Annotated in this window: 28 protein-coding genes; 11 read left to right on the plus strand and 17 right to left on the minus strand. The window is 65.7% G+C overall.

Going from position 1 to position 25,108, the window contains the following annotated elements:
- The first annotated feature begins 13 nt into the window (after positions 1 to 13).
- The 5 genes from E9229_RS01850 to E9229_RS01870 all read left to right on the plus strand — a co-directional run bounded on the left by E9229_RS01850 (position 14) and on the right by E9229_RS01870 (position 4,520).
- Entirely contained in the window at positions 14 to 511 is a 498-nt protein-coding gene (locus tag E9229_RS01850; protein ID WP_183509560.1) for a PaaI family thioesterase, read from the plus strand.
- A gap of 459 nt (positions 512 to 970) precedes the next feature.
- Complete coding sequence (locus E9229_RS01855; protein ID WP_312855570.1) at positions 971 to 1,312, plus strand: VOC family protein; 342 nt, start codon at positions 971 to 973, stop codon at positions 1,310 to 1,312.
- A 64-nt stretch (positions 1,313 to 1,376) separates the two neighbouring features.
- Positions 1,377 to 2,330, plus strand: coding sequence for a 1,4-dihydroxy-2-naphthoyl-CoA synthase (locus tag E9229_RS01860; RefSeq protein ID WP_183511812.1), 954 nt, complete (start codon positions 1,377 to 1,379; stop codon positions 2,328 to 2,330).
- A gap of 85 nt (positions 2,331 to 2,415) precedes the next feature.
- Positions 2,416 to 3,552: an o-succinylbenzoate--CoA ligase gene (menE, locus tag E9229_RS01865; RefSeq protein ID WP_183509561.1), complete on the plus strand. Its 1,137-nt coding sequence runs from the start codon at positions 2,416 to 2,418 to the stop codon at positions 3,550 to 3,552.
- A 74-nt stretch (positions 3,553 to 3,626) separates the two neighbouring features.
- The gene (locus tag E9229_RS01870) at positions 3,627 to 4,520 is read left to right on the plus strand and encodes a 1,4-dihydroxy-2-naphthoate polyprenyltransferase (protein ID WP_183509562.1); all 894 of its coding nucleotides are present in this window, start codon (positions 3,627 to 3,629) and stop codon (positions 4,518 to 4,520) included.
- Between the two features lie 30 nt (positions 4,521 to 4,550).
- Here the strand turns inward: E9229_RS01870 and E9229_RS01875 are convergent, their stop codons facing one another.
- Positions 4,551 to 4,793 (minus strand): DUF4229 domain-containing protein, encoded by a 243-nt coding sequence (locus tag E9229_RS01875; protein ID WP_312855571.1) that lies wholly within the window; start codon positions 4,791 to 4,793, stop codon positions 4,551 to 4,553.
- Between the two features lie 72 nt (positions 4,794 to 4,865).
- Here E9229_RS01875 and E9229_RS01880 point away from each other — a divergent pair, with 72 nt between their 5' ends.
- Positions 4,866 to 5,291, plus strand: coding sequence for a PLD nuclease N-terminal domain-containing protein (locus tag E9229_RS01880; protein WP_183509566.1), 426 nt, complete (start codon positions 4,866 to 4,868; stop codon positions 5,289 to 5,291).
- A 101-nt stretch (positions 5,292 to 5,392) separates the two neighbouring features.
- On the opposite strand, the gene E9229_RS01885 is transcribed toward E9229_RS01880, so the two are convergent.
- On the minus strand, positions 5,393 to 6,559 hold the full coding sequence (locus tag E9229_RS01885; protein WP_183509567.1) for an RtcB family protein: 1,167 nt from the start codon (positions 6,557 to 6,559) through the stop codon (positions 5,393 to 5,395).
- Positions 6,560 to 7,211: 652 nt separating this feature from the next.
- Here E9229_RS01885 and E9229_RS01890 point away from each other — a divergent pair.
- Positions 7,212 to 7,571: an FBP domain-containing protein gene (locus E9229_RS01890; protein WP_312855572.1), complete on the plus strand. Its 360-nt coding sequence runs from the start codon at positions 7,212 to 7,214 to the stop codon at positions 7,569 to 7,571.
- Positions 7,572 to 7,795: 224 nt separating this feature from the next.
- Here the strand turns inward: E9229_RS01890 and ccsB are convergent, their stop codons facing one another.
- Genes ccsB through E9229_RS01915 form a run of 5 tightly spaced genes read right to left on the minus strand, consistent with a single transcriptional unit; the run spans position 7,796 to position 12,553 of the window.
- Positions 7,796 to 8,833: a c-type cytochrome biogenesis protein CcsB gene (gene ccsB / locus E9229_RS01895; protein WP_183509568.1), complete on the minus strand. Its 1,038-nt coding sequence runs from the start codon at positions 8,831 to 8,833 to the stop codon at positions 7,796 to 7,798.
- Positions 8,834 to 8,848: 15 nt separating this feature from the next.
- A complete protein-coding gene (resB, locus tag E9229_RS01900) occupies positions 8,849 to 10,453 on the minus strand; it encodes a cytochrome c biogenesis protein ResB (RefSeq protein ID WP_246380309.1) in 1,605 nt (534 codons plus the stop codon).
- A 15-nt stretch (positions 10,454 to 10,468) separates the two neighbouring features.
- Positions 10,469 to 11,263: a cytochrome c biogenesis CcdA family protein gene (locus tag E9229_RS01905; RefSeq protein WP_183509570.1), complete on the minus strand. Its 795-nt coding sequence runs from the start codon at positions 11,261 to 11,263 to the stop codon at positions 10,469 to 10,471.
- A complete protein-coding gene (locus E9229_RS01910; protein ID WP_183509571.1) occupies positions 11,260 to 11,886 on the minus strand; it encodes a TlpA family protein disulfide reductase in 627 nt (208 codons plus the stop codon). The genes E9229_RS01905 and E9229_RS01910 overlap by 4 nt, the downstream gene beginning before the upstream one ends.
- Before the next feature lie 4 nt (positions 11,887 to 11,890).
- Complete coding sequence (locus tag E9229_RS01915) at positions 11,891 to 12,553, minus strand: histidine phosphatase family protein (RefSeq protein WP_183509572.1); 663 nt, start codon at positions 12,551 to 12,553, stop codon at positions 11,891 to 11,893.
- Positions 12,554 to 12,755: 202 nt separating this feature from the next.
- Between E9229_RS01915 and E9229_RS01920 the strand changes: the two genes are divergently transcribed.
- Positions 12,756 to 13,472, plus strand: coding sequence for a single stranded DNA-binding domain-containing protein (locus tag E9229_RS01920; protein WP_183509573.1), 717 nt, complete (start codon positions 12,756 to 12,758; stop codon positions 13,470 to 13,472).
- Between the two features lie 88 nt (positions 13,473 to 13,560).
- On the opposite strand, the gene E9229_RS01925 is transcribed toward E9229_RS01920, so the two are convergent.
- A complete protein-coding gene (locus tag E9229_RS01925) occupies positions 13,561 to 14,268 on the minus strand; it encodes a redox-sensing transcriptional repressor Rex (RefSeq protein ID WP_407671348.1) in 708 nt (235 codons plus the stop codon).
- A gap of 128 nt (positions 14,269 to 14,396) precedes the next feature.
- Positions 14,397 to 14,651 carry a glutaredoxin family protein gene (locus E9229_RS01930; protein ID WP_183509574.1) on the minus strand — a complete coding sequence of 85 codons (255 nt, stop codon included), beginning with the start codon at positions 14,649 to 14,651 and terminating at the stop codon, positions 14,397 to 14,399.
- Positions 14,652 to 14,701: 50 nt separating this feature from the next.
- Between E9229_RS01930 and E9229_RS01935 the strand changes: the two genes are divergently transcribed.
- On the plus strand, positions 14,702 to 15,514 hold the full coding sequence (locus tag E9229_RS01935; protein WP_183509575.1) for an HAD family hydrolase: 813 nt from the start codon (positions 14,702 to 14,704) through the stop codon (positions 15,512 to 15,514).
- A gap of 107 nt (positions 15,515 to 15,621) precedes the next feature.
- Here E9229_RS01935 and E9229_RS01940 read toward each other — a convergent pair whose 3' ends face one another.
- The 6 genes from E9229_RS01940 to E9229_RS01965 all read right to left on the minus strand — a co-directional run bounded on the left by E9229_RS01940 (position 15,622) and on the right by E9229_RS01965 (position 20,955).
- Entirely contained in the window at positions 15,622 to 15,720 is a 99-nt protein-coding gene (locus E9229_RS01940; protein WP_003792170.1) for a 30S ribosomal protein bS22, read from the minus strand.
- 131 nt (positions 15,721 to 15,851) lie between these two features.
- Positions 15,852 to 16,064 (minus strand): helix-turn-helix domain-containing protein, encoded by a 213-nt coding sequence (locus tag E9229_RS01945; RefSeq protein WP_183509577.1) that lies wholly within the window; start codon positions 16,062 to 16,064, stop codon positions 15,852 to 15,854.
- Between the two features lie 177 nt (positions 16,065 to 16,241).
- A complete protein-coding gene (locus E9229_RS01950) occupies positions 16,242 to 17,351 on the minus strand; it encodes a 3-deoxy-7-phosphoheptulonate synthase (RefSeq protein ID WP_183509578.1) in 1,110 nt (369 codons plus the stop codon).
- A gap of 361 nt (positions 17,352 to 17,712) precedes the next feature.
- Positions 17,713 to 19,053 carry an NADP-specific glutamate dehydrogenase gene (gene gdhA / locus E9229_RS01955; protein ID WP_183509579.1) on the minus strand — a complete coding sequence of 447 codons (1,341 nt, stop codon included), beginning with the start codon at positions 19,051 to 19,053 and terminating at the stop codon, positions 17,713 to 17,715.
- A 169-nt stretch (positions 19,054 to 19,222) separates the two neighbouring features.
- The gene (locus E9229_RS01960; RefSeq protein WP_183509580.1) at positions 19,223 to 19,759 is read right to left on the minus strand and encodes an ArsR/SmtB family transcription factor; all 537 of its coding nucleotides are present in this window, start codon (positions 19,757 to 19,759) and stop codon (positions 19,223 to 19,225) included.
- Between the two features lie 47 nt (positions 19,760 to 19,806).
- Positions 19,807 to 20,955 carry an acetoin utilization protein AcuC gene (locus E9229_RS01965; protein WP_183509581.1) on the minus strand — a complete coding sequence of 383 codons (1,149 nt, stop codon included), beginning with the start codon at positions 20,953 to 20,955 and terminating at the stop codon, positions 19,807 to 19,809.
- Positions 20,956 to 21,171: 216 nt separating this feature from the next.
- On the opposite strand from E9229_RS01965, the gene E9229_RS01970 reads away from it, so the two are divergent.
- Together E9229_RS01970 and E9229_RS01975 are read left to right on the plus strand one after the other, a co-directional pair.
- Positions 21,172 to 22,590, plus strand: a complete 1,419-nt coding sequence (locus E9229_RS01970; protein ID WP_183509582.1) for a TrkH family potassium uptake protein — start codon at positions 21,172 to 21,174, stop codon at positions 22,588 to 22,590.
- Between the two features lie 25 nt (positions 22,591 to 22,615).
- Positions 22,616 to 23,254, plus strand: coding sequence for a potassium channel family protein (locus tag E9229_RS01975; protein ID WP_183511814.1), 639 nt, complete (start codon positions 22,616 to 22,618; stop codon positions 23,252 to 23,254).
- Positions 23,255 to 23,323: 69 nt separating this feature from the next.
- Here the strand turns inward: E9229_RS01975 and proC are convergent, their stop codons facing one another.
- Together proC and E9229_RS01985 are read right to left on the minus strand one after the other, a co-directional pair.
- Positions 23,324 to 24,199, minus strand: coding sequence for a pyrroline-5-carboxylate reductase (gene proC, locus E9229_RS01980; RefSeq protein ID WP_407671315.1), 876 nt, complete (start codon positions 24,197 to 24,199; stop codon positions 23,324 to 23,326).
- Between the two features lie 71 nt (positions 24,200 to 24,270).
- Complete coding sequence (locus E9229_RS01985; protein WP_183509584.1) at positions 24,271 to 25,095, minus strand: sugar phosphate isomerase/epimerase family protein; 825 nt, start codon at positions 25,093 to 25,095, stop codon at positions 24,271 to 24,273.
- Between the last annotated feature and the right edge of the window lie 13 nt (positions 25,096 to 25,108).

The following is a 25,108-nucleotide window of genomic DNA, read 5'->3' on the forward strand; positions in this document are numbered from 1 at the left end:
TAGGATGCAGTGCATGGAACCACGCTGCGAACCGCCGTCCCTCGACGCCACGTCCCGACTGCTGCGCGAGGAGGTACAGGGCCGCGACGGCCTGGATTTCCTGCGCGCCATGCTGGCCGGGGAGCTGCCGATCTCACCACTGCTCGATGCCCTGGGCATCGCCCTGGTATCGGCCGAACGCGGCGGGGCAGGAGTCGCCGCCACACCGCTTCCGATCCATTTCAATGCCAAGGGCACCGGCCACGGCGGGTTCATCTCGACGCTGCTCGACGCGGCACTGGGGTTCGCCGTCGAGTCGATGAGCGATGCCGGAACCATGTGGACCACCACCGACCTGCAGGTGCGCTTCCTTCGGCCGATGACGGCGTCCTCGGGACTGGTCACGGCAACCGGCACCGTCGGACACTACGGCCGGGCCACCGCCACGGCCAGCGGCGAGGTCAGGGATGCCGGCGGCAGGATTCTGGCCACGGCCACGGCCGGCCTGTTCGCCCTGCGCAACGGCGCCTGAACCGCTGAAAATCGGGTGACGGCCGCGGCCCGGAACAGCTCGCCCACAGCGGGGACCCAAAGAAATAGGTGAAGTACAGCCAGATCGCCATGACTACGGCGATCCCGGTCATGGCCCAGTTCAGCACGTACATCCAGCCCGAAAGGAAAGCGCCCTTCGAACCGAACAGCTCACCGGAGCAGGAGGCGAACGAGCCGGTCCGGTGGAGGCCAATCGCCCGCCGGCTCCCATGAACAGCCCCACGCCGATGGCCCCTCGGTGGAAGAGGTGGCGGGCCTTGCCGTTTCGGGTCTGCGGGGTGGCTGCGGCCGACGATATATTCCAGACCTCCCGGGGCTCCGGCGGCTGCCCTCCCGCCGTCCCACTGTCCCTAGCCGCGGCCTGCGGGCACCTTGTCTGCATGGCACTGGATGTTCAATTCACCATCGACAGCATCAACCCGCACACACAAGTGCACTGGTGGGCACAGACATTGGAGTGGGGGTGGAGCCCTCCGACGAGGATTTCATCCGGCGGATGCTCGTGCAGGGGTTCGCCGTGCAGGAAGAAACGATGATTTTCGACGGAGTCCTGGTGCGGAGGCAGGGAGCTGCCATCAGCCCGGGCGGGGAACCAATCCACCCCGGACGCCAACGCATCCTCTTCCAGCTGGTTCCGGAGCCGAAGACGGTGAAGAACCGCGCGCACCTGGATGTGCGCCTTGCGGTCGACGGCGCAATCTACCTGCACACCGGGAGCCAGGGACCGCATTCCTGGTTCACGATGGCCGATCCCGAGGGCAATGAGTTCTGCATCGGCTGACCGGGCGCCCGGAAGCGGCCCGCCGCCGCAAAGGCGATAGCATCGTGACGTGAGCACAGATGAGATGCGGCCGAACCTGCCCGCAAAGGTTTCAGATATTTTCGACCCCCGCCGGTGGCGCCTGGTCACCGGCTTCGAGGACCTCGAGGACATGACCTACCACCGCCAGGTGGAACGCGACGCGCAGGGCGCGATAGTGCGCGACCTGCCCTGCGTGCGCATTGCCTTCAATCGGCCCGAGATCCGCAACGCCTTCCGCCCGGGCACAGTCGACGAGCTCTACCGCGCCATGGATCACGCCCGGATGAGTTCGGACGTCGCCACGGTGCTGCTCACCGGCAACGGCCCCTCCGCCAAGGACGGTGGACACTCGTTCTGCTCCGGCGGGGACCAGCGCATCCGCGGCCGCGACGGCTACCGCTATGCCGAGGGCGAGACGGCGGATTCCATCGACCCGGCCCGCGCCGGCCGGCTGCATATCCTCGAGGTCCAGCGCCTGATGCGCACCATGCCCAAGGTCGTCATAGCCGTGGTCAACGGCTGGGCCGCCGGCGGCGGACACTCGCTGCACGTGGTCTCGGACCTGACCATCGCCTCGCGCGAACACGGGCGGTTCAAGCAGACCGATGCCACCGTCGGTTCCTTCGACGCCGGCTACGGTTCGGCGCTGCTGGCCCGCCAGGTCGGCCAGAAGAACGCCCGGGGCATCTTCTTCCTCGCACGCGAGCACTCGGCGGAGGACATGGTGGCCATGGGCGCCGTCAACGAGGCGGTGGACCATGCCCGGCTCGAGGAGGTGGCGCTGGAATACGCGGCCGACATCGCCCGTCAGTCCCCGCAGGCCATCCGGATGCTGAAGTTCGCCTTCAATCTGGCGGACGACGGGCTGGCTGGCCAGCAGGTCTTCGCCGGGGAGGCCACCCGCATGGCCTACATGACCGATGAGGCGGTGGAGGGCCGCGACGCGTTCTTGCAGAAGCGCGATCCCGACTGGTCGGGCCACCCGTACTACTTCTAGCCCTGCCACCGGTCCGGATCCCGCCGCGGATCCGGACCGGAACCCATCACCACACCGCCCCCGCGCACCCAAGGACCACATACCGATGAATCCCGATCCGGCACTCACCGCCCTCGCCGCAGTATTGAACGGGCAGGGCCCGGCCATCGAGGTGCTCCCCGGTTCCACGCCGGAGGACTACGTGGTCAATCAGGTCGATGCCGCCGAGTTCGCCGGGCTCCCCGTGGACGATGACATCGCCGCCGTGGTGCGGACCTCCGGATCCACCGGCACCCCCAAGCGCACGGCGCTGCCCGTGGACGCGCTGGCGGCCAGTTCCATGGCCACCGCCGAGGCGCTGGGATTCGAGGGCCAGTGGCTGCTGGCATTGCCGCTGCACTTCGTCGCCGGGCTTTCCGTGCTCAGCCGCAGCCTCTACGCGGGGACCCGCCCCTGGGCGATGGAGATGTCCGCCCCGTTCGGTGCTGCGGGGTTCGTCGAGGCGGCCGGCGCGCTGACGGACCGGATCCGGATCACCTCGCTGGTCCCCACCCAGCTCCAGCGCCTGCTCACCGATCCGGCCCCCGAAACGCTGGCGGCACTGAAGCGCTTCGATGCGATCCTGCTTGGCGGCGGCCGGGCCCCGGCCCCGGTCCTCGCCGCCGCCCGCGCCCACGGGCTGAGGATCCGGCTGACCTACGGCATGAGCGAAACCTGCGGCGGCTGCGTCTACGACGGGACACCGCTGCCCGGGACACTGGCCCGCGAGCGGGACGGCCGGCTCTGGCTCGGCGGCCCAACCCTGGCCGCCGGCTACATCGGGAACCCCGGACTCACCACCGAGCATTTCAGCACCGACGCGAACGGCCTGCGTTGGTTCGCCACCGATGACCATGGCACCGTGCACAACGGCCGGGTCGAGGTGCACGGCCGCGCAGACGACGTGATCAACACCGGTGGAGTAAAGGTCTCGGCCGGTGCGGTGCAGCGGCTGCTTGAATCGGTGCCGGGCGTCACCGCGGCGCTGGTCGTGGGCGTACCCGACGCGCAGTGGGGCCAGCGCGTCGCCGCCGCCATCGTCGGTGACATCGATCAGGCAGTGGTGGACGGGCTCGTCCGCGCGCAGCTGGGCCGCGCGGCGGTCCCCCGCCGGGTACTGCAGCTGGAGGCGCTGCCTCTGCTGCCCAATGGCAAACCGGACCGCCTGGCCATCACGGCACTGCTGTCCGCCCACGCCGGATAGCACCCCGATTTCCCCTTCGCGCGCGTCGGCGGGAGAATAGGGGGTTGCTTCCACCGCCCACCGAAAGGAACCCCGTGGCCACGACCGCCCAATGGGTTGCAGGCGCCCGCCTGCGCACGCTGCCGATTGCCATTGCCCCGGTGCTGATCGGCACCGCCGCGGCCCTCGACGTGTCGACGGAATTCCACCCGGCCCGGGCCCTGCTGGCGCTGGCCGTCGCGCTGCTGTTGCAGATCGGCGTGAACTATTCAAACGACTATTCCGATGGCATCCGCGGCACGGACGACGTGCGCGTGGGCCCGCTGCGCCTGACCGGTTCCAAGCTGGCCAAGGCCGAGCATGTGCGCAACGCCGCGTTCGCCTGCTTCGGCGCGGCAGCACTGGCGGGTGTCACGCTGCTCTGGCTCTCGGGCACCTGGTGGCTGTTGCTGGTCGGCGTCGCGGCGGTCTTCGCCGCCTGGGGCTACACCGGCGGCAAGAAACCGTACGGATACCGCGGGCTGGGCGAGGTGTTCGTGTTCCTGTTCTTCGGTCCGGTCGCTACCTTGGGCACGACTTACACCCAGGTGCTCCAGATTTCCTGGCCGGCCCTGCTCGGTGCATTGGGCACCGGACTGATCGCCACGGCACTGCTCATGGCCAACAATGTCCGCGACATCCCCACCGACAAGGAAGTCGGCAAGCTGACGCTGGCGGTGCGCCTCGGCGATGCCCGGGCACGGGCCAGCTACCCGGTGATGCTCGGTGTGGCCGTGCTGCTGCCGCTGTTGCTGCTGCCCACGCGCCCCTGGGCGCTGCTCGTGCTGCTCTGCTTGCCACTGTGTATCGCACCGTGCCGCACCATGCTGCGCAACCACGAACCCGCGGGGCTGATCCCGGTGCTCAAGGCGACAGGAATCATCAACCTGGTCTACGCCGCGCTGTTCGCGGCCGCCCTGGTCATCGGGGCTCTGGCCCGGCAGGCTTAAGCCGCATTGCCCGACGCGCCGGACGCCGGCTCAGTCTTCCTGCTGGAAGCGGTCTTCCGCCGCCTCGTCCTCGAGCTCGTGCTTTGACTTCTTGCGGTCGGCATCGGAAAACAGCCGCTGCACATCGGCATTGGCGCCCAGCCGGAACTTGTTCAGGAACAGGTAGCTCACACCGAAGGCGACGACCAGCGCGACCGCACCGGCCAGATAGGCCCCCCATCCCAGCCATGCCAGGGGGAGGAAAACGATGAAAAACAGGACTAACCGGATCACGGTGTACTTAAGAAACTGCACACTTCAAGGGTAGGCCACGGCGCGGGCCGAAAAATTCACTAGACTGGTGGCATGGTCCGGAATTTCATCTTTCTCGCATTGATCGCGCTGGCTATCACCATTTACGCGCTGATCGAGTGTGTGCGCACACGCCCGAACGATGTGCGCTCCCTACCCAAGGCCGGCTGGGTCTTGGCCATCATCTTGTTGCCGCTGATCGGCGCCGCATTGTGGTTCTGGCTGGGCCGCCCCAACTACGGCGCCCAAGGCCCGCAGTCGCGCTCCTCCCGTCCCAGCGGCGGCCAAAAGGCGCCCGATGACGACGAGGCCTTCCTGCGCAAACTCGAAACCCAGCGCCGCCAGGCGGCCCGGGCCGAGGAACTACGCCGCAAGGAGGCTGAGCTGGCCGATCGCGAGCGTAAGCTGCTCGGCGATCCTGACAAGAAGAACGACGAGGGCGGCAGCGCACCGGACGAAAGCCCGAAACATACCCCGTAACCTCCTTCCAACACCACCACCACGCTTGCACCATCCACCGGGTGCCCCTACCATCTCGGGGACACCCGGTTTTCATTGCGTTCCGGGAAGCTAGCTACGACTCAGTCACCCTTGACGTTGATGATCTGGTGCAGTTTGTGGCGCACCCGCACCAGCGTCGCCGCATCCTCCATCACCTGGTCGATGGGCTTGTAGGCCGCGGGGATCTCATCGATGAACGCCTCTGAGTCCCGGTACTCGATCCCGCTCATGGCCTCGCGCAGCTGCCCGATGGAGAACGCCTTGCGCGCCGCCGTCCGCGAGTATTCGCGCCCGGCGCCGTGTGGTGAGGAATTCAGCGACACAGGATTCCCCAGGCCCTCCACCACGTACGAGGCCGTGCCCATCGACCCCGGAATCAGCCCGGGATCCCCCGGCCGGGCACGGATGGCGCCCTTGCGCGAGACCCACACCGACTTGCCGAAGTGGGTTTCCTTAGCCGAGAAGTTGTGGTGGCAGTTAATTCGTTCCAGCTCCCGCACGCCGCCCCCGACCCAGTCGGCGAACTGCCGAATGACCCGGTCCATCATTTCCTCGCGGTTCAGCAGCGCGAAGTGCTGGGCCCAGCGCAGCTCGCGCAGGTAGTGCTCGAATTCAGCAGTTCCCTCCACCAGGTAGGCCAGATCGGGGTCCGGAAGATCAATCCAGTACTTCTTCGCCACCGACTGCGCCACCTTGATGTGCCGCTGTGCTATCTTGTTTCCGATGCCGCGGGACCCGGAATGCAGAAACAGCCAAACGGCATCGGTTTCGTCCAGGCAGACCTCGATGAAATGGTTGCCCGAGCCCAGCGTGCCCAGCTGCAGCTCCCAGTTCCCGACGTATGCTGCCGGATCGAAACCGGCCTCCCCCGCCATCTCCGACAGCTCGGCGACCCGCGGGACGGCCGTCTCCACGACCTTCTTGTTGTAGCGTCCGGCCGAGAGCGGGATCGCCCGTTCGATGGCCTCACGCAATTCCCTGCGGTTCCGGGGCAGTTCACCGACGGTGAAATTCGTCTTCACCGCGATCATGCCGCAACCGATGTCGACGCCGACAGCGGCAGGGATGATCGCCCCGAGCGTCGGAATCACCGACCCCACGGTGGCACCCATGCCCAGATGGGCATCGGGCATCAGGGCAAGGTGCGGGAAAATGAACGGCAGCTTCGCCGTTGTCACCGCCTGTTCACGGGTCTTCGCATCCAGGATGGAGGCGAAGTTGATGAGCCGGCTGTTGATGGTCTCCACGATGCGCTTTCTTGTTCGATGTGATCGCCCACCGTCATGCGGCGGGTGCTGTGGTTCGCGGGCGATCAAGCGGATCCAACAAGAAAGCCCCGAAACTTGGTGGTTGCGGGGCGGTGGAAAACCTACTGGTGTGAAGGAATTCCGGGCGGGCGCAGCCGGTTCGATGAATAAGCGAATTGTTCGCGCTTCACGGCGCGACCTAGGGAAGCCTGACGCTGATCATTGGATGGCAGTGTCATTTTCTTCCCCTTTCACTTCACCGTGGATGCCCGTCGAGGGGCTTCCAGAATGGGTCGATTCCCTGGTAGGAGCGACGGTTGACAACCATAACAGCAGTCCTCACGTCCAGACAAGAGCCGGTTTGCGCGGCTCCTACCGACGGGGTCCAATTGCCCGCCCCGGTAGAATGAGTCAAATGGCCCTTTACACCTTGCCGCCGCAGCCCTGTGGGCGTCCGGAGGTTACCGGCGTATTCCCAGCCGGTACTAGATAGCACCGTGCCATCCCCGGCTTTATCCGACGCTTTTATGCGCCCCGAGCCCCGTGGCCGCTGCCCGTTCGAGGCAGCCTCCCGGCCGGCTCCCACCCCCACAGGCAACTTCCGTTTCGCTGCCCCGGCAGCTGGATGACGACAGTTAGGCATCAAGCAACCATGCTTCCGCTGAACGAAAAACAAATCCGTTCCTCCTTCCTTAACGCCTCCCTGCGCGAGCGCAAGGCCATCACCCTTCCGACCGGCTTCGACGAGCTCGAGTGGGACGCCTTGGACTTTCTCGGCTGGCGCGATGAGAAGATCCCCGCCTTCGGTTATGTCGTTGGCGAGGTCGATGGCGCCCCGGTCGGGGTACTAATGCGCCAAATCGACGGCAAGACGCGCAATCGCCCCCAATGCTCCTGGTGTGAAGACGTCAATCTGCCCAACGACGTTGTGTTCTTCAACGCCAAGCGCGGCGGCCAGGCCGGACGTAACGGGGACACCCTCGGCATGCTTGTCTGCGCCAAGTTCGAATGACCGGCCAATGTCCGCACCATGCACTCGCTGCCCTATCTTGGCTTCGATCGCGAGGCCGAACGACAGCGGCGCATCGGGGTCCTGCGGGGGCACATCGGCAGCTTCCTGCTGCGTCTGCGCAACGAGAGCTGTTAGCGCCTGCTGGCCCACCTCCGGTTAACGCAGCAGGGGTGCCGCTCCCGCCAAGCGGCTGGTACGGCACCCCTGCTGCGTCTGCTTCGGACCTAGACTCCGGCGTAGGAGTGCAGGCCGTTGAAGTACAGGTTGACGACGGTGAAGTTGAAGATCACGCAGAGGTAGCCGATGATGCTCAACCAGGCCGAGCGGGCTCCGGTCCAGCCACCGGTGGCCCGGGCGTGCAGGTAGCCCGCGTAGACCACCCAGATCACGAAGGTCCAGACTTCCTTGGTGTCCCAGCCCCAGTAGCGTCCCCAGGCGGCTTCGGCCCAGACGGCGCCAGCCATCAGGGTGAAGGTCCACATGACGAACGCCACGGCGTTGATCCGGTAGGCGAAGTTCTCCAGCGCCGCGGCGCTGGGAACCAGTCGCAGGAACGGGGCCAGGTCGCCCTTGCCGGCAACAATGCGGGTCTGGCGTTCGTTCTGGATGAGCTGGAGCACATTCATGGCGAAGGTCAGCGTAAAGAGCGACGAGGCCAGCACTGCGATGGAGACGTGGATGATCAGCCACGGACTCTGCAGTGCCGGTACCAGGTGTGCCACCGGGGTCGGGAAGCCCATCGTCGCACCACACAGCATCAGCGTGACCATGCCGATCACGAATGTGCCCATGAAGCGCAGATCCTTTTTCAGCAGCACGATGACGAAGACGAAGGCCACGACGAAGGAGCCGGTGCTCAGGAATTCGTACATGTTGCCCCACGGGACGCGGCCCGCAGCAATACCGCGGCTCACCACAGCGAAGCCGTGCATGGCAACGCCCAGCCAGGTCAGCGCCACGGCGGCCTTGGCTGCTCCCCGGTTCGTGGTCTGAGCGATGTAGTTCATCTTCTCGTCCACGTGCGGGTTGATTTTGTCATCGCCCTTCCCGCGTGCCGAACCGGCACCGTCGGCCGAGCCGGCACTGACAAGTGCCAACTCCTTGGCTTCCGCCGTCAGCGCAGCGGAGTCGATCGCTTGGATGAGCTTACTGGATTTGACCAGGTCCCATGCATAGGCGATGAATGCCACGGCGTAGACGGCTGCGGAAAGCAGCATGAACAGGTCGCTGTATTGCCCTAGGACCACATTGATTGTCGGCATGTCTTCCATTGTCTCCTAGACTTCGGCCCGTGCCATGACGGGCCATTCCTGCTCGAAGAGCCGTTGCAGCTCTTTCGCTTCGGATTCGAGGCGGGGGTCTTCACCGCGGGCCAACAATCCGTATTCAATGATGCGCTTCTTCGTTCCGGAATCATCGGTGACTTCGGAAACTTTTACCCAGGCACGGCGTCGCGGGGTGAACAACGAGATCCCCAGACCCAGCAGGGCAAGTGCGGCGAAGATGCCCACGGGAGCCTTGCCAGGGTCGTGGTTGACGTCCAGTGCAACATAGCGCTTGAGCCCGTCGAAGGAAATCGAACCCTTGCCGTCAGGCAGTTGGACCGTCTGTCCTTGGTTGAGCACGATGCCACCGGCATCGAGGTTACGGTTGTTCAGCTCGGTCATCTTCGACGGGTCGAGCAGGTAGACGTTCTGCGGTTCGCCGGTGTCCAGGCCGAGGTCCCCGTAATAGGAATTCAGGCTGATCTGCGGCAGCACGGCACTTGGGTCGGCGGAGAAGGCCACGCCGTTCTCCCCGATCACGGCCGTGGGCAGCAGGAAGCCCTGGAAGCCCAGCTGGTCGGGCTTCGCGTCGGGGGCCTTGATCACCATCAACGACGTGTAGACCGGGTCCTGCGGCACCGAGACAACTGGTCCGCTGAAGACCAGCTTCCCGTCACCATCACGCACGCTCATCATCGGGGCATACCCGTTGCCGACCAGGTAGATGGCCGCACCGCCGAGGCGCAGCGGGTGATTGACCTTCAGTGTTTGGGCCTCTGCCTGGGCATCCGGCGAATCCTTGGTTGTCACACTGGCGGTGAAGTCGATCGGCTGGCCGAAGTGGGTCTTGGATTCGCGGTCGAAGACTACCTCGAACTTATCCAGCCGCACCGAGTAGGGGCTCATCGTCTTCTCGTTGAAGTAGGTCCCCGGCGTGAAGGAGTCGTACGAGATCAGCGAATTCACGTAGGTTTCACCCTCGATGAGGATCCGCTGGCCGTGATAGCCGAAGGCGCCGCCGATGGCCACGGAGGCCAGCACACCGATCAGCGAGGTGTGGAAGACCAGGTTGCCGATCTCGCGCACGTAGCCGCGTTCGGCTCCAACCGAGGGGTTCTTCTCCTCGAGGCGCGTCTGGACGCGGTAGCCGCGCTTCTTCAGCAGCTTCGCGGCACCCTTGACAACCTCCTCGGAGCTGGGCTCGTCTGCGGATCCGCCGGCCAGCTCCAGGCTGCCGTAGTGGGGCAGCCTGCTCAGCCGGGAGGGGGTCCGCGGCGGCGGAGTGCGCAGGGCCTTTGCATGCTTCTTCGCCCGCGGGATGATGCACCCGATCAGGGAAATGAACAGCAGCAGGTAGATCGCGGAGAACCAGACGGAGGAGTACACGTCGAAGAGCTGGAACCGGTCCAGCCATTCACCGCCCACCGGGTTGTTTGTCAGGTACTGGGTCACTTGCTCGGGGTTGACCGAGCGCTGTGGGAAGAGTGATCCGGGGACCGCCGCGACGGCCAGCAGCAACAGCAGGAACAGTGCGGTGCGCATGCTGGTGAGCTGGGTCCAGGCCCAACGCACCATGCCCAGGAAGCCCAGGGCCGGGACGCCAGTGTCTTTTTTCATGTCTTGATTAGCCATTTAGATGGGCAACTTCACTTCGGTTGAGAACCAATCCTGCAATTGAGTGACCCAGCCGCCCCACAGGCCGGTGGCCATCAGGAGTCCGAGCAGGATCAGCATACCGCCGCCGAATCGCATGGTCGCGAGTTGGTGGCGGCGGAAGAAAGCGACGGCGCCCATGCCGCGGCGCAAGCCCATGGCAATGAACACGAAGGGCAGCCCCAGGCCCAGACAGTAGACGAAGGTCAGCAGGGCACCCTTGGTCGGATCGGCATAGGGGCCGGTGTTCATGGCCAGCACCGTGGCCAGGGTGGGCCCCATGCACGGGGCCCAGCCGAGCCCGAAAGTCAGTCCGAGTACCGGTGCGCCCCACAGCCCGGCCGGGGGCTTGCGATGGATCTTCACATCGCGCTGGAGGAAGGAGAAACCGCCCATGAACACGATGCCCATGATGACCACCACGATGCCCAATACCTGGGTCAGCACGGCCCCGTTCTGGTACATCCACTTGGCCGCCTGTCCGAAGAGCGCACCCATGGCAACGAAGACGACGGAGAAGCCCAAGATGAACAAGCCGACTCCGGCAACCATGCGCCCGCGCTTGCGGTCCACCAGATCGGCGCCGCTCAGTCCGGTGACGTATCCGAGGTAGCCGGGCACCAGCGGCAGCACGCAGGGGGAAAGGAAGGAGACCAGGCCGGCGAGCATGGCCACGGGAATGGCCAACAGCAGGGAACCGTCCATCACGGTCTCCGCAAAGGGATTGTTCTGGCTGGCGACCGCTACCACTGCCGGGAGCAGGGCGGGGGTCATGCCTGTTCTGCGATGCGGCTGACGATCAGTGCCTTGAGCGTCGGCTTTTCTGCCACTCCCAGGATCCGGGCTGCGACGCGGCCCTGCTTATCGATGACCAGGGTGGTCGGCACGGCCTGCAGCGGCACGTATTTGGTCATGGCCAACTGGATTTCTCCGTCGTTGTCCTTGATCGAGGGGTACGGGATCTTGAAGGTCGATTCGAAGGCCTCGGCTGCTGCCTTCTCATCGCGGACGTTCACGCCCAGGAAGTCGACATTGTCGGCAAATTCCCTGCTCAGCGCAGCCATGTCGGGCGCTTCTATGCGGCAGGGAGGGCAGGCGGCGTACCAGAAGTTCATCACCACGACGCGGCCGGTCCAGGCGGCCGTATCCACTTTTTCGCCATCGAAGGTGGTGGAGCTCAATTCGATGCGTTCCCCGCGCTTATCCAGCGGGTATTCCTGCACCGAGCTATCGCCGGAAATGTAGTTTTTCCCGTTGCCCTCTCGGGCCTGTTTGGCCAGGTCGTCCTCCGGTGCGACGCAAGCCGCCAGCGGGGTAACGGCGGCAAGCAGAAGGGCGGCGCGCAAAAGGGAACGCCGCCCCGGCCCATGGGGGCGCAACGATGACGGTTCGGTCATGATCTCAAGCTCCAGGAATGTTTGCGGCATTGGCCAGAAGGTCAATGCTCGGTTCTGCATATCGGACGGCAACCAGGCTTTCACCATCAAAGTCCAGGCTTGTCACGGAGGTGAGAGTGCATTCGCGATTGCGCGGGTCATGCCAAAGGCGTTTGCCTTCGGCCGCGCGGCGGGTCACCCAGATGGGCAGCTGATGGCTGACCAAAACGGCTTCGGACCCGGGCCCACCGATTTCCAACGCGCGGTCGCGGTGGTCTCGGATTGCGGCCATCATTCGTTCCACCTGGTCCCGGTAGGGCTCCCCCCAGGATGGACGAAAGGGATTGAGGAGGTATGGCCAGTGTTCCGGCTTGCGCAGGTGGCTCTTGACGTTAGAAAGGCCCTCGAAATGGTTCTTCGCTTCAAGGATCCGCTCGTCGGTGACGATTTCCAACCCGAGGGCGGAAGCCGTCGGCTCGGCGGTTTCCTGTGCCCTGACTAGAGGCGATGCCGCCAGGTGCACAATCCGCGCTCCATTATTCCGCTGGCCGAGGAAGTACTCCGCGGCCCGGTCTGCCATTTCACGGCCGAGCTCGGAAAGGTGGAATTCGGGGAGTCGCCCGTAGAGCACCTTGTCCGGATTATGGACTTCTCCATGGCGAAGCAGGTGGACGGTGGCAGTGGACATGGTCTTAGTCTCTCAAATCTTTGGTGCGGAGCCTAAATCGCCCAGGTGATAACCATCACCCGGTCCGGTCGCGGGATACTCCTCCAAGGGCACTTTCCCCTGGTCTCTGCGCGATAAACCATCCTTTTGGACGGCGATTTTCCGGTGTCCGACCACTATCGTTGAGAGCAGGAAAACCATCACGACGAATGAGGAGCAGGCCGTGAGCACCCCCGCCAACGAACCCCATGATCCGCAGAACCCGCCGCCCGAACAGCCCCGATACGGGCAGAATCCCCCGCAAGCCGGGCAAAACGCTCCGCAGTACGGGCAGAACGTGCCTCCCTACGGCCAGCCCACACCGCAGTATGGGCAGAACGCGGCCCAGGCGCCTGCCCCCTACGGCCAGGCGCCCCAGCAGTACCCCGGGAGCTTCCCGGTTCCGCAGCAGTTCCCGATGGGCGTCAAGCCCGTGGTTGCTAACCGACCCGGTCTGCTCACCGCGGCCTTCTGGCTGCTGCTAGTCGCTGGTGCATACAGCCTGCTCATATCCGTGGTCTTCATCATCCTTCCGCGGGGTGCCATGCTCACCCAGGTTGAAACCATGATTGCGGCCGATCCCGCGCTCCAGTCGCAGTTGGCGACGGCGGGGCTCAAAATATCGGACCTGGCAGCGGTGTTCGACATGGCCATCAACTTCGTGGTCGTACTCGGCATCATTTCCGCCGGGCTTTTTGCCCTGATCGCCTTCATGCTGCGTGCCGGCAGCAACGGAGCCCGCATCACCGGAACGGTGCTCGCCGTACTTTCGCTGCTGACCCTCACCAGCGGCGTCACCATACTGCCGGCACTTCTGGGCGTCGTGGCGATCGTCCTGTCCTGGCTGCGCCCCTCCAGCGACTACATCGCCTACAAGAAGGCTTCCAGGGCCGTTGTCTAAGAAGTGCCGGAAACGGTCGAAGCCGCCCGCGGGAAGTTCTCCGCCGGGCGGCTTTCGCATTGGCCTCGCGGGCCGATGTCCTGCCTTGTTAGTCGACGTCCTGCGCGTGGTAGGCCAGGATCTGCAGTTCGGTGGCCAGGTCCACCTTGCGCAGGTGCACTCCCGCAGGGACTTGGAGCGGGACGGGCGCGAAGCTGAGGATGCTGCTGATGCCGCATTTCACCAACTCGTCGCACAACGGCTGGGCCGCCGCCGCGGGAACGGCCAGCACCACCATGTTTGCCTGATCCCGGGCAATGACGGCGGCCAGGTCCGTTCCGTCGGAGATCACGAGCTCGCCGATGCGCTGGCCCACGAGTTGCGGGTCGGCGTCGATGAGGGCCACCACGTCGAAACCGCGGTTCCTGAACCCTCCATATCCGGCCAGCGCGCGTCCCAGATTGCCGGCACCGATGATGGCAACGCGCCATTCCTGGGTCAGCCCCAGGGCCTTGGAGATGTGTTGGCTCAGTTCCGATACGACATAGCCGACGCCCCGGGTTCCGTAGGAACCGAGCAACGAAAGGTCCTTGCGCACTATCGCGGGATTCACCCCGGCAGCCTCGGCGAGGACGCCGGAGGAGGCGCTATGTTGCCCGTCGGCCTGCAGCGAGGTCAGCACTCGCAGGTAGCCCGTGAGCCGGGACAATGTAGCCTCTGGCAATTGCCGGTCGGCCACCTGCGACGGCCGCACCGCAGCCACGGGCTCCTGCCTGGGTAATCCGTCGGGCATTTCCGTCGCATCCAGGGAATCGATGGGGAGAGCACGTTCTTCGTTCATCGTTGAATCTCCCTCCGCTTCGTCCAAGTAACCCACTCTATGGCCGTTTGGGAGCACCGGACAAAAGAGTGTGTCAGGATGCTTCACAAGTGCGCCGCCCGAACCTAGCCAACGAGCAGCGCACGTAGCCGGAGCGGATCAATGACCCAGAAGTCCCGCTGCACGCCGTCGATCAGCAGGACCGGGATCTCCTCGGAGTACCGCGCTAACAGGGCGGGGTCGGCGTCGACATCGAGCTCGGTCCATCCCAGTCCCAGGGACCCCGTCACCTTCTCCACTGTCTGGCGGGCAGCTTCACACAGGTGGCATCCGGCACGAACCAGGAGCTCCACCCTCGGGGTTGGGTCAATGGCAGTCATGCCATTAACGCTAGCGCGTCCGTGCGACGGCTAGCGTCTAGACTGGTGGGATGCCCTCGTCGAGCTCCGGATACCCGGATTTCCCCCTTCCCGGACTCCCCGATTCAGTCGAGGCCGCCTTCTTCGACGTCGACAACACCATGATGCGCGGGGCCAGCCTTTTTGCCGTGGCCCGGAAGATGTACCAGCGCAAGGCCTTTACGCTGCGGCAGGTCGCCGGATTCGCCCTGCTCCAGATGCGCTTCCTCACCCGTGGCGAGGACATGAAGGACATCCATCAGGTGCGCGACCGCGCGCTGGCCCTTATTGCCGGGTTCTTCGTCGATGACATGGAAGCACTCGGGGATGAGATCTACGACGAGTTCATCGTTTCCAAGATTTGGCCGGGAACCCGCGCCATCGCCAACCAACACCTGAATGCCCGACGCCAGGTCTGGCTCGTCACGGCGACGCCGTTGGAGGTCGCCTCCGTGATGGCCCGGCGGCTCGGCCTCTCGGGGGCCCTGGGCACCGTGGTGGAACAGCATGATGGCGCCTACACCGGACGCCTAGTCGGTGAGATCCTTCATGGACCGGCCAAGGCGGCGGCCGTCCGGCAACTGGCCGAGGCCACGAACCTGAACCTCGCCCGTTGCTGGGCCTATAGCGATTCACACAACGACATTCCGCTGCTTGAGGCGGTCGGCCACCCCGTGGCCATCAATCCCGACGGCGGACTGCGCCGTCATGCCAAGGCCCGCAACTGGCCCGTCTACGATTTCAGAACGGGCAGGCGCGCCGCGACGCTGGGGCTGAAGGCCGCCGGCATCTCCGGTGCCTTGTGGGGTCTGTGGCGAAGCCTCGGAAGCATTCGAAGGCGCTAGAACGGCTCCCGGCACCGTCGAAGCGGGAAAAGAAATAAGGCAGGGCCGCCACCTCGAAAGGTTGCGGCCCTGCCTTCATGCAGTCCGGGCGTTGCCCGGAACGGCATTTACTTCTTATTACGACGCTGGTGACGGGTCTTCCGAAGCAATTTGCGGTGCTTCTTCTTGGCCATACGCTTGCGGCGCTTCTTGATAACAGAGCCCATAATGGTTCCTCGCAGACTTATTGATGTGCTGACCACGCAGCGGCACCAAAAAGCAACCGACCGCAGTCAACTGGACGTTAAACGTTCCTTAACAGATTACCTGCTCCGGAGGGCGGTCCAGACCATTTGGGTCAGCCCGTGGCCGATCCCCCATGCAGTCCCGCCGCACGCAGGTATGCTTCCACCGCGTTTTCGGGGACGCGATAGGACCTCCCGAAGCGCACGGCGGGCAATTCGCCCGAATGCACCAACCGGTAAACGGTCATCTTCGACACACGCATGACGTCGGCGACCTCCGCCACCGTCATGAATCTCGCATTTGCGAAGTTCTGCGGCTCTACCATCCCCAACACACTCCTGATACGGGCCATAACATAAACGATTGACGTTAATCCCTATGTTGCAACCCAAGGTTCAGTGCAGCAGATTGAAGTCGTCTAAGGACCAATCCTAGGGGCCAATGTGACGAAAGTGAAACAAATTAAGCAATTTTCGGGTAAGGGGGTTCCCGCCCGGGGGGCCTAACGACGGGCTTTGACCGCCGTAGCCAGCTGCTCCAACGCGCGTTCCGTAGCCTCCCAGCCCATGCAGGCATCGGTCACCGACTGGCCGTAGGAAAGTGTTTCCAACACCGAGAACCCCGGCTGGACAGACTGGGCCGGATCCAGTTTCTGGGCGCCGGGCATCAGGAAGCTCTCGGCCATGATGCCGGCGATGGTGGTATCGCCGGCCGCGATCCGGTCGGCAAGTTCCCGAAGGACATCGACCTGTCGCAGGTGTGACTTGCCGGAGTTGGCGTGGCTGGCATCGACTATCACCCGCGGGTTCAGCTTTGCCTCGGCCATCTGGGCCGAGGCGGATTCCACGGCGACGGCATCGTAATTCGGCCCGTCGGAGCCTCCGCGCAGGATCAGGTGGACGTCCGGATTGCCGGCGGTGGCCACCACGGCCGTGCGCCCGTCCTCGTCGATGCCCATGAAGCCCTGGGCAGCCGAAGCGGCTCCACAGGCGTCCACGGCCACGCGGATGCCGCCGTCGGTACCGTTCTTGAAACCCACCGGCATCGAGAGTCCCGAGACCAGCTGGCGGTGCGTCTGGCTCTCCGTGGTGCGGGCCCCGATGGCACCCCACGAGACCAGGTCGGCCAGGTATTGTGCGCTGAGCGGCTCAAGGAATTCAGTGGCCGTCGGCAAGCCCAGCTCGGCGACGGCCAGCAGGAAGCGGCGGGCGGCCCGCAGCCCGGCATTCATGTCGTGCGAGCCGTCGAGGTGCGGGTCGTTGACCAGCCCCTTCCAGCCGATCGTGGTCCGCGGCTTCTCGAAGTAGCTGCGCATCACGATCAGCAGCTCGCCCTCGTGGCGGTGGGCGGCCTCGGCAAGGCGGCGGGCGTACTCGAGCCCGGCGACCGTGTCATGGATGGAGCAGGGCCCGACGATGAGAAGCAGACGGGAGTCCAGCCCGTCGAGCACCGCACGGACGTCCTGGCGGGCCCTGGAGACCAGAAGGCCGGTCTTCTCGGCCGCCGGGAGGTCCGCCATCAGTTCGGCGGGGCTGGGCAAGGGGCTGAAGGAGATCACGCGCTCGTTGGAGTTGGCCGGTGCCTTGGCGATCAATGCTGCGACGGAATTCATGGTTGGGCCTTTCGATGCGGCCACGGGGCCGGTTCGGTTGCGGCCCGATCATGAGTCGAGATGCCTTCAGGGCCGCCGTGGATATGGCAAAGGGCCGGGAGCAATAAGCTCCGGCCCTTGTCGGCTCTGAAGGTGGGTATGCGTAATTACTTCGTCGCAGGCCCCTCCAGAGCCGACACAAAATACGCATACCAACGATTAGTCATGTTCCTAGCATACACATTTTCTTCCCCGCCCTGCACCGGCCGTCCCGGACCCCGCTGGGGGCCCGCCGCCCGGAACGGGGGAAACGGGGCGGCGCACCCGCTGCGCCACGGCATCAGGGGCTCCGCCCCGCTTTGCGGGGTATTCGTCTTCGGAACTAGATCAGGCCCTGGGCCATCATCGCGTCGGCGACCTTCACGAAGCCGGCGATGTTGGCACCGGCTACGTAGTTCCCGGGCATCCCGTATTCGTCCGCCGTGGCGGCGCAACGGTCGTGGATGCCGACCATGATCTCGCTCAGGCGTCGTTCGGTGTGCTCGAAGCTCCACGAGTCACGGGAAGCGTTCTGCTGCATTTCCAGGGCGGAAGTAGCCACACCGCCGGCGTTTGCCGCCTTCCCCGGACCGAACAGCACGCCGGCTTCTTGGAAGAGCGCCGTGGCTTCCGTGGTGCAGGGCATGTTGGCGCCCTCCGCCACGGCGAGGACGCCGGCCTCGATCAGGCGTTTGGCCGCTACGTCGTCGAGCTCGTTCTGGGTGGCGCACGGAAGCGCGACGGTGGCATCCACGTCCCAGACGTTGCCGCCCGCGACATAGGAAACCTTGCTGCCGCGGCGCTCGGCGTAGTCGCTGATGCGTCCGCGCTCGACCTCCTTGATCTGGCGCAGCAGGTCGACGTCTATCCCGGCCTCATCGACGATGTAGCCGGTCGAGTCGGAGGCCGCCACGACGCGGGCGCCGAAGGTCTGGGCCTTGTGGATCGCGTTGATGGCCACGTTTCCGGAGCCGGAAACCACGACGCGCTGACCGTCGAACGAAGCGCCGCGGGTCTTGAGCATTTCCTGGGTGAACAGGACGGCGCCGTAGCCGGTGGCCTCGGGGCGCACCAGGGAACCGCCCCAGCCCATGCCCTTGCCGGTGAGTACGCCGGATTCGTAGCGGTTGGTGATGCGCTTGTACTGCCCGAAGAGGTAGCCGATTTCACGCCCGCCCACGCCGATATCGCCGGCCGGAACGTCGGTGTATTCACCGATGTGGCGGTAGAGCTCGGTCATGAAGGACTGGCAGAAGCGCATGACCTCCGCGTCGGACTTGCCGCGCGGGTCGAAATCGGAACCACCCTTGCCACCGCCGATGGGCATGCCGGTCAAGGAGTTCTTGAAGATCTGTTCAAAGCCCAGGAACTTGATGATGCCCAGGTATACCGAGGGGTGAAAGCGCAGGCCGCCCTTGTAGGGGCCCAGCGCCGAGTTGAATTCAACGCGGAAACCGCGGTTGATCTGCACGCGTCCGGCGTCGTCCATCCACGGGACGCGGAAGATGATCTGGCGTTCCGGTTCGCACATGCGCTGAAGGATGGCCGCTTCGGCGTACTCGGGACGCTTGCGCGAGACTGCTTCGAGGCTTTCGAAAACCTCGGTGACTGCTTGGTGGAATTCTGCTTCTCCGGGATTCCGGCGGAAAACCTCGTCCCTGATTGACGCTAGGTGCTGGTCCAAGTTGTATCTCCTCATCACTTGGGGCAGGCACGAGGGCAAGCTGCCGCCCATACCGGCGACGCTGCCCCGCAAAGAGAATCCCATGATCCTGGTGTCGGCGAGGAATTTCCGGGAAATAAACTTCCGGTCAGCCGTAACGTTGCGCCGTGGCTCCCCGTGGCGCCGGAGCCTACCGGCGACGCCCGAATTTGGGCATGGGCAGCCGTTCGAGCAGGTCAGCTGCTCGTCCGGTCACCTGCTCGACGGTGCGTCCCACGGTGCGTCCGAGCTGTTGCGCGGCGGCGCTGGCTTGGGCCCCGGCACTTGCCGGTTCGAGCTCGGTGATGGGGATGCGAACCGGGACGATGGCCGAGGTGGAGCCTGCGGCGGACGCGCCGGGAGCTTGTACCCGGGCAGGGGAACCTTGGGCGGGAGCCCGGACCGGCGCGGGGGTTGGCGGTGCCGCTGCGGGCAGGAAGGAACCGGCCCAGTCGGCTGCGAGGGCCAGGGCGGGGAGCGCCAGCGCGTAGTAGCGGCGCTGTCCATCCGCGCGCATGGCCACCAACGAGGCCTCACGCAGGACCTTCAAGTGCTTGGAGACCGTCGGCTGGGACACACCGAGCTGATCGACCAGGGAGCCGACGCTGCGTTCCCCCGGCTTCAGTGCCTCGAGCAGGAGGCGTCGGGTCGGATCGGCCAGTGCCGTAAAAATATCATCATGTACCACCCCATAACCCTAGCCGCATCGGGCGGACCCGGCTGGCCTGGGAGTGATCAGTCGAACCAGGGGTCGAGCCCGTAGTACGGGAAGACCTCCTTGCGGGTAGCCATGATGGTGCGGTCCACCGGGTCGGCCGGGTCGTAGCCCACCTCCCAGGAGCGCCACCACAGCTCGGCACCATCGCCCATCAGCGCGGGGGCGCTGATCCCGTAGCGCTGCGCCACGTACTCGCGCCAGGGCTCCGGAACGGCGGTGCGCAGCGGCACCGGCGTGCCCGATGCGATGGCCACCAGGTGGCTCCAGGTTCGCGGGACGACCCCGGTGATGTTGTAGCCGCCGCCACCGGTGGCGATCCAGCGCCCGCCGCAGAGCCGATCGGCCAGGTCCGAGATGTCAAGGGCGTTCTGACGCTGGGCATCGACGCTCAGGCACAGGTTGCTCAGTTCGTCGTCGACGTGCCCATCGCAGCCGTGCTGGCTGACGATGGCCTCCGGGGCGAACGCCGTGGCGAGCTGCGGGACCACGGCATGGAAGGCGCGCAGCCAGGCGGCGTCCGGGGTGCGTGCCGGGACGGCGAGGTTCACTGCCGTGCCCAGCGCGTCGGGGCCGCCGACCTCGTTGGCGTACCCGGTCCCGGGGAAGAGCGACATGCCCGATTCGTGCATGGAGATGGTCATCACGCGCGGTTCGTTCCAGAAGATGTTTTGGGTACCGTCGCCGTGGTGCGCGTCGACATCGATATACAGCACCCGCTCCACCCCGCCGTCCAGCAGGCGCTGGATGGCCAGGGCGGCATCGTTGTAGATGCAGAAGCCGCTGGCCTTGCCGCGGGCTGCGTGGTGCATGCCGCCGCCGAAGTTCACCACATGCAGGGCCTTCTCCGCGACGATGGCATCGGCGGCGATCAGCGAGCCGCCCGCAAGACGGGCGCTTGCCTCGTGGATGCCCGCATAGACCGGGTTGTCCTCGGTGCCCAGCCCACGCTTGAGGTTGGATGCCGAGGGATCGGCGCTGACGGCGTGCACCGCGGCAATGTAGTCCGGGTCGTGGACCAGTGCCAGTTCGGCGTCGGTGGCCACGGGCGGGGCGACGAGGGCCAGGTTCTCCCGTGCGAAGAGCCCGAGCTCGGTGCACAGCCGGGCCGTCAGCTCGAGCCGGGCCGGATGCATCGGATGGCTCTCGCTGAAGCGGTACGCCATCATCGCCTCACTCCAGATGACCTGTGTGGATGGCCGGGGCATCGTATGTTCAAACATCACCATCAGGCTACTGGAAACCCCCGGCCAATGTGTGCAAGGGCACTCCGGGCGGGGCGGGGAGGGCAATTCGGAGCCCGCGGGCCGATGGGATGGTTTACTTTGAGTTGTCGCGGGGATGTCCCGCGTGCCCGAGCACCGCCATGGAGTCGAAACACCGCTATGGGGAACAGTCCCGATTTTGAGGCCGCAGTACGACGCGGTTCCCTGCGCCGTACCGTGGTGCGGGGACGCGCGAAGCTGGACGAGTTCGCCACCTCCTCCCCCGCCCGGCTGGCGCTTTTCACCTTCGTCCTGGTCATCACCGTCTTCACCTCGCTGCTGTCGCTGCCGGTGGCCTCGCGCGACGGAACGCCCACCCCGTTCCACGACGCCCTGTTCACCGCGGTCTCGGCGGTCTGCGTGACCGGCCTGACGGTGGTCTCCACCGCCACGCACTGGTCCTTCTTCGGCCAGCTGGTGATGATCATCGGCGTGTTCGTCGGCGGCTTGGGCATCCTGACCTTGGCCTCGGTGCTCTCGCTGGCCGTCAGCAAGCGCCTGGGCGTGCGCGGGAAGCTGATGGCGCAGAACTCCATGAACACCTCGGCCACCAGCGCGCTGGGCGAGGTCGGCTCGCTGCTGCGCATCGTCATCACCACCTCGGTGGCCATCGAGGTGGCGCTGATGCTGATGCTCACACCGCGCTTCCTGGTCCTGGGCGAGTCTTTCCCCACGGCCCTGTGGCACGGGATCTTCTACTCGATCTCCTCCTTCAACAACGCCGGCTTCACCCCGCATTCCGACGGCCTGGTGCCCTACGAGACCGACCTGTGGATCCTGGTTCCGCTGATGCTCGGCGTGGCGCTGGGATCGCTGGGCTTCCCGGTGCTGATGATCCTGATTGCGCACCGCTTCAACACCAGGCGCTGGCCCCTGCACACCAAGCTGACGCTGCTGGTCACCGGGATCCTGCTGAGCGCCGGCACCCTGTTCTGGGGCGCGTTGGAATGGAACAACCCCGAGACCATCGGGGAGATGGACGTGGGAGACAAGGTCATCCACGCGGCGTTCGCCTCGGTGATGACCCGTTCCGGCGGATTCAACCTGGTCGACCAGATCGACATGCATCCGGCCACCATGCTGCTGTCCGACGCGCTGATGTTCGCCGGCGGCGGCTCCGCCTCGACGGCCGGCGGCATCAAGGTCACCACCATCGCCGTGATGTTCCTGGCGATCTTTGCCGAGGCCCGCGGCGACACCGACGTGCGCGCGTTCGGCCGGCGCATCCCCGAAGGCACGATGCGCGTGGCGATCTCCGTGATCGTGCTCGGTGCGACGCTCGTCTCGGTCGCCACCGGCACCCTGCTGGTGCTCTCCGGCACCACGCTGGACCGGGCGCTTTTCGAATCCATCTCCGCGTTCGCTACGGTGGGATTGAGCACCAACCTGAGCGCCGAGCTGCCGCCAGCGGGCAAGTATGTGCTCTCCGCGCTCATGTTCGCCGGCCGCATCGGCACCATCACCCTGGCCGCGGCCTTGACGCTGCGCCAGCGCAACCAGCTGTACCACTACCCGGAAGAGAGGCCGATCATTGGCTGATAAGAAGTCCGAGCACAACGCACCGGTGCTGGTGATCGGCCTGGGCCGTTTCGGCGCCGCCGTGGCAGAGCAGCTGGTGAAGCAGGGCCGCGAGGTCCTGGCCATCGAACGCAATGCGGACCTGGTCCAGAAGTGGGCCGCGTCGCTGACCCACGTGGTCGAGGCCGATGCCACCAACATCGACGCGCTGCGCCAACTCGGCGCGCAGGAGTTCTCCTCAGCCGTGGTCGGCGTGGGCACCTCGATCGAGTCCTCCGTGCTGATCACGGTGAACCTGGTGGACCTGGGCATCGAGCACCTCTGGGTGAAGGCGATCACGCCCTCGCACGGCAAGATCCTGACCCGGATCGGGGCGAACCACGTCATCTATCCGGAGGCCGATGCCGGCGTGCGTGCGGCGCACCTGGTGGGCGGGCGGATGCTGGACTTCATCGAGTTCGATGACGGGTTCGCCATCGTGAAGATGTACCCGCCGAAGGAAACCCAGGGGTTCACGCTGGCCGAGTCGCAGGTGCGCTCCAAATACGGGGTGACGATCGTGGGGGTGAAGTCCCCCGGCGAGGACTTCACCTACGCCCAACCGCACACCAAGGTCACCCGGCGCGACGTGCTGATCGTCTCCGGTCATGTGGACCTGCTCGAGCGCTTCGCGTCCCGACCCTGACCGATCCGGGCCTGACCGATCCGGTTGGGGCCTCCGGGCCTCGGCTGGATCGGTCAGCCCGCCAGCCAGTCAGCCAGCCAGTTCGGTGCTGATCTGCGCCGCGCGGTCCGCTGCGGCGCGCGCGCCACGGGCGATGATCCCGGGGATGCCGCCGGCCTCGAACTCGGCGATGGCCCGCTCGGTGGTGCCGTTGGGGCTGGTGACGGACCGGCGCATGGCCACCGGGTCGGCGCCCGGTGCGGCGAGCATCTTGCCGGCACCGGCCACGGTGGCCCGGGCCAGGTCCATGGAAAGCTCCGGGGCCAAGCCCAGCTCGACGCCGGCGGCGGCCATGGCGTCGACCAGGTAGAAAACGTAGGCGGGGCCTGAGCCGGAGACGGCGGAGACGGCATCGAGCTGGGCTTCGGGAACCACATGCACCAGCCCGGAGCCGGCGAACAGCGCCACGACCTCGGCCAGTGCCGCATCGGTGACGTGGTCTCCGGCGCTGAGGCCTACGGCACCCATGCCGACCATCAGCGGGGTGTTCGGCATGGTGCGGATGACCGGCTGACCGGGGTTCAAGCAGGCGGAGATCGCCTCGATGGTCACGGCCGCGGCCACCGAGACCACCACGGTGTCCGGCCTCAACGAGCCGGCAATTTCCCGGCACAGCGCTTGGACGCCGATGGGCTTCACACCGAGGAAGACCACGTCGGCGCCGGCTGCAGCGCGCCGGTTGGCATCAGGCTCCTGCTCGCCCACGAACACCGTGATGCCCGTTTCATCGCGCAATGCGGCTGCCTTGGCATTGGTGCGCAGTGTGGCGGTGACGGCGCCCGGGGCATGCCCGGCGGCCAGGATCCCGCGCAGGATGGCCCCATTCATCGAGCCGGCCCCCAGGAAGGCCAGCTGCCGGTCGGCGGACAGCATAAGCGGATTCGAAGCTGAAGTCATGGCGCCCATTCTTCCACGTTCCGGCCTTCCGCGGAGCAGGCATTCCATCGTGCCGGTTCACGCCCGGCACCGCATGCCGCTCAGATCGCGTAGGCGGTGGAGTCGTCCCGGTTCACGGGGTCCCGGTGAAGGTGCCGGCGGGCGAAGTCCAGCGTCTCGGCCAGCCATTCCTCCCGCTCGCCCGCGCCCTTGGCTTTGCGGGTGGACACCTCGACGGCGACGGCCCCGTCCCAGTCGGTGTCGCGCAGGAACTGCAGGCCCTCGGCGACCGGCTGGGTGCCGCGGCCCGGGACCAGGTGCTCGTCCTTGCCGTTGTCGGCGCCGTCGCACAGGTGCACGTGGCGCAGCCGGGTACCGAGTTCCCGGAATGCCGCTGCCGAATCCATGTCGGCAATGGCGGAGTGTGAGAAGTCCCAGGTCACATGCTCATAGGGTTCCGGGATCGGGTTCCAATGCGGCAGGTACATCTTTGCCTCGCGACCGCGGGCCCGCCACGGATACATGTTCTCCACGCAGATCTGCACGCCGTAGTCGTCCATGATCCGCTCGATGCCCTGGGCAAAGGCCGTGGCGTAGGTGCCCTGCCAGCGGAACGGCGGGTGCGCCACCACCGTGGTGCAGCCGACCTCCGCCGCCATCGCGGCCGACATCTCAATCTTGTTCCACGCGCTGCCCCACACCTGCTGGGTGAGCAGCAGCGTCGGGGCGTGGATGGCCATGATCGGCTGGGAGTAGCGCTCGGCGAGGTCCATCAGCTGGTTCGGATCCTGCGAGATCTGGTTGCCGGTGACCAGCACCTCGACCCCGTCGTAGCCCAGATCGTGGGCGACGGAGAAGGCATCATGGACGTTCAACGGGTAGACCGATGCGCTGGAGAGCGCGACCTGGATCGATGACCCGCTCATGAAATTACCTGAC

Origin of the sequence: Paeniglutamicibacter cryotolerans, assembly GCF_014190875.1 — a bacterium.
Taxonomy (GTDB): Bacteria; Actinomycetota; Actinomycetes; order Actinomycetales; family Micrococcaceae; genus Paeniglutamicibacter; species Paeniglutamicibacter cryotolerans.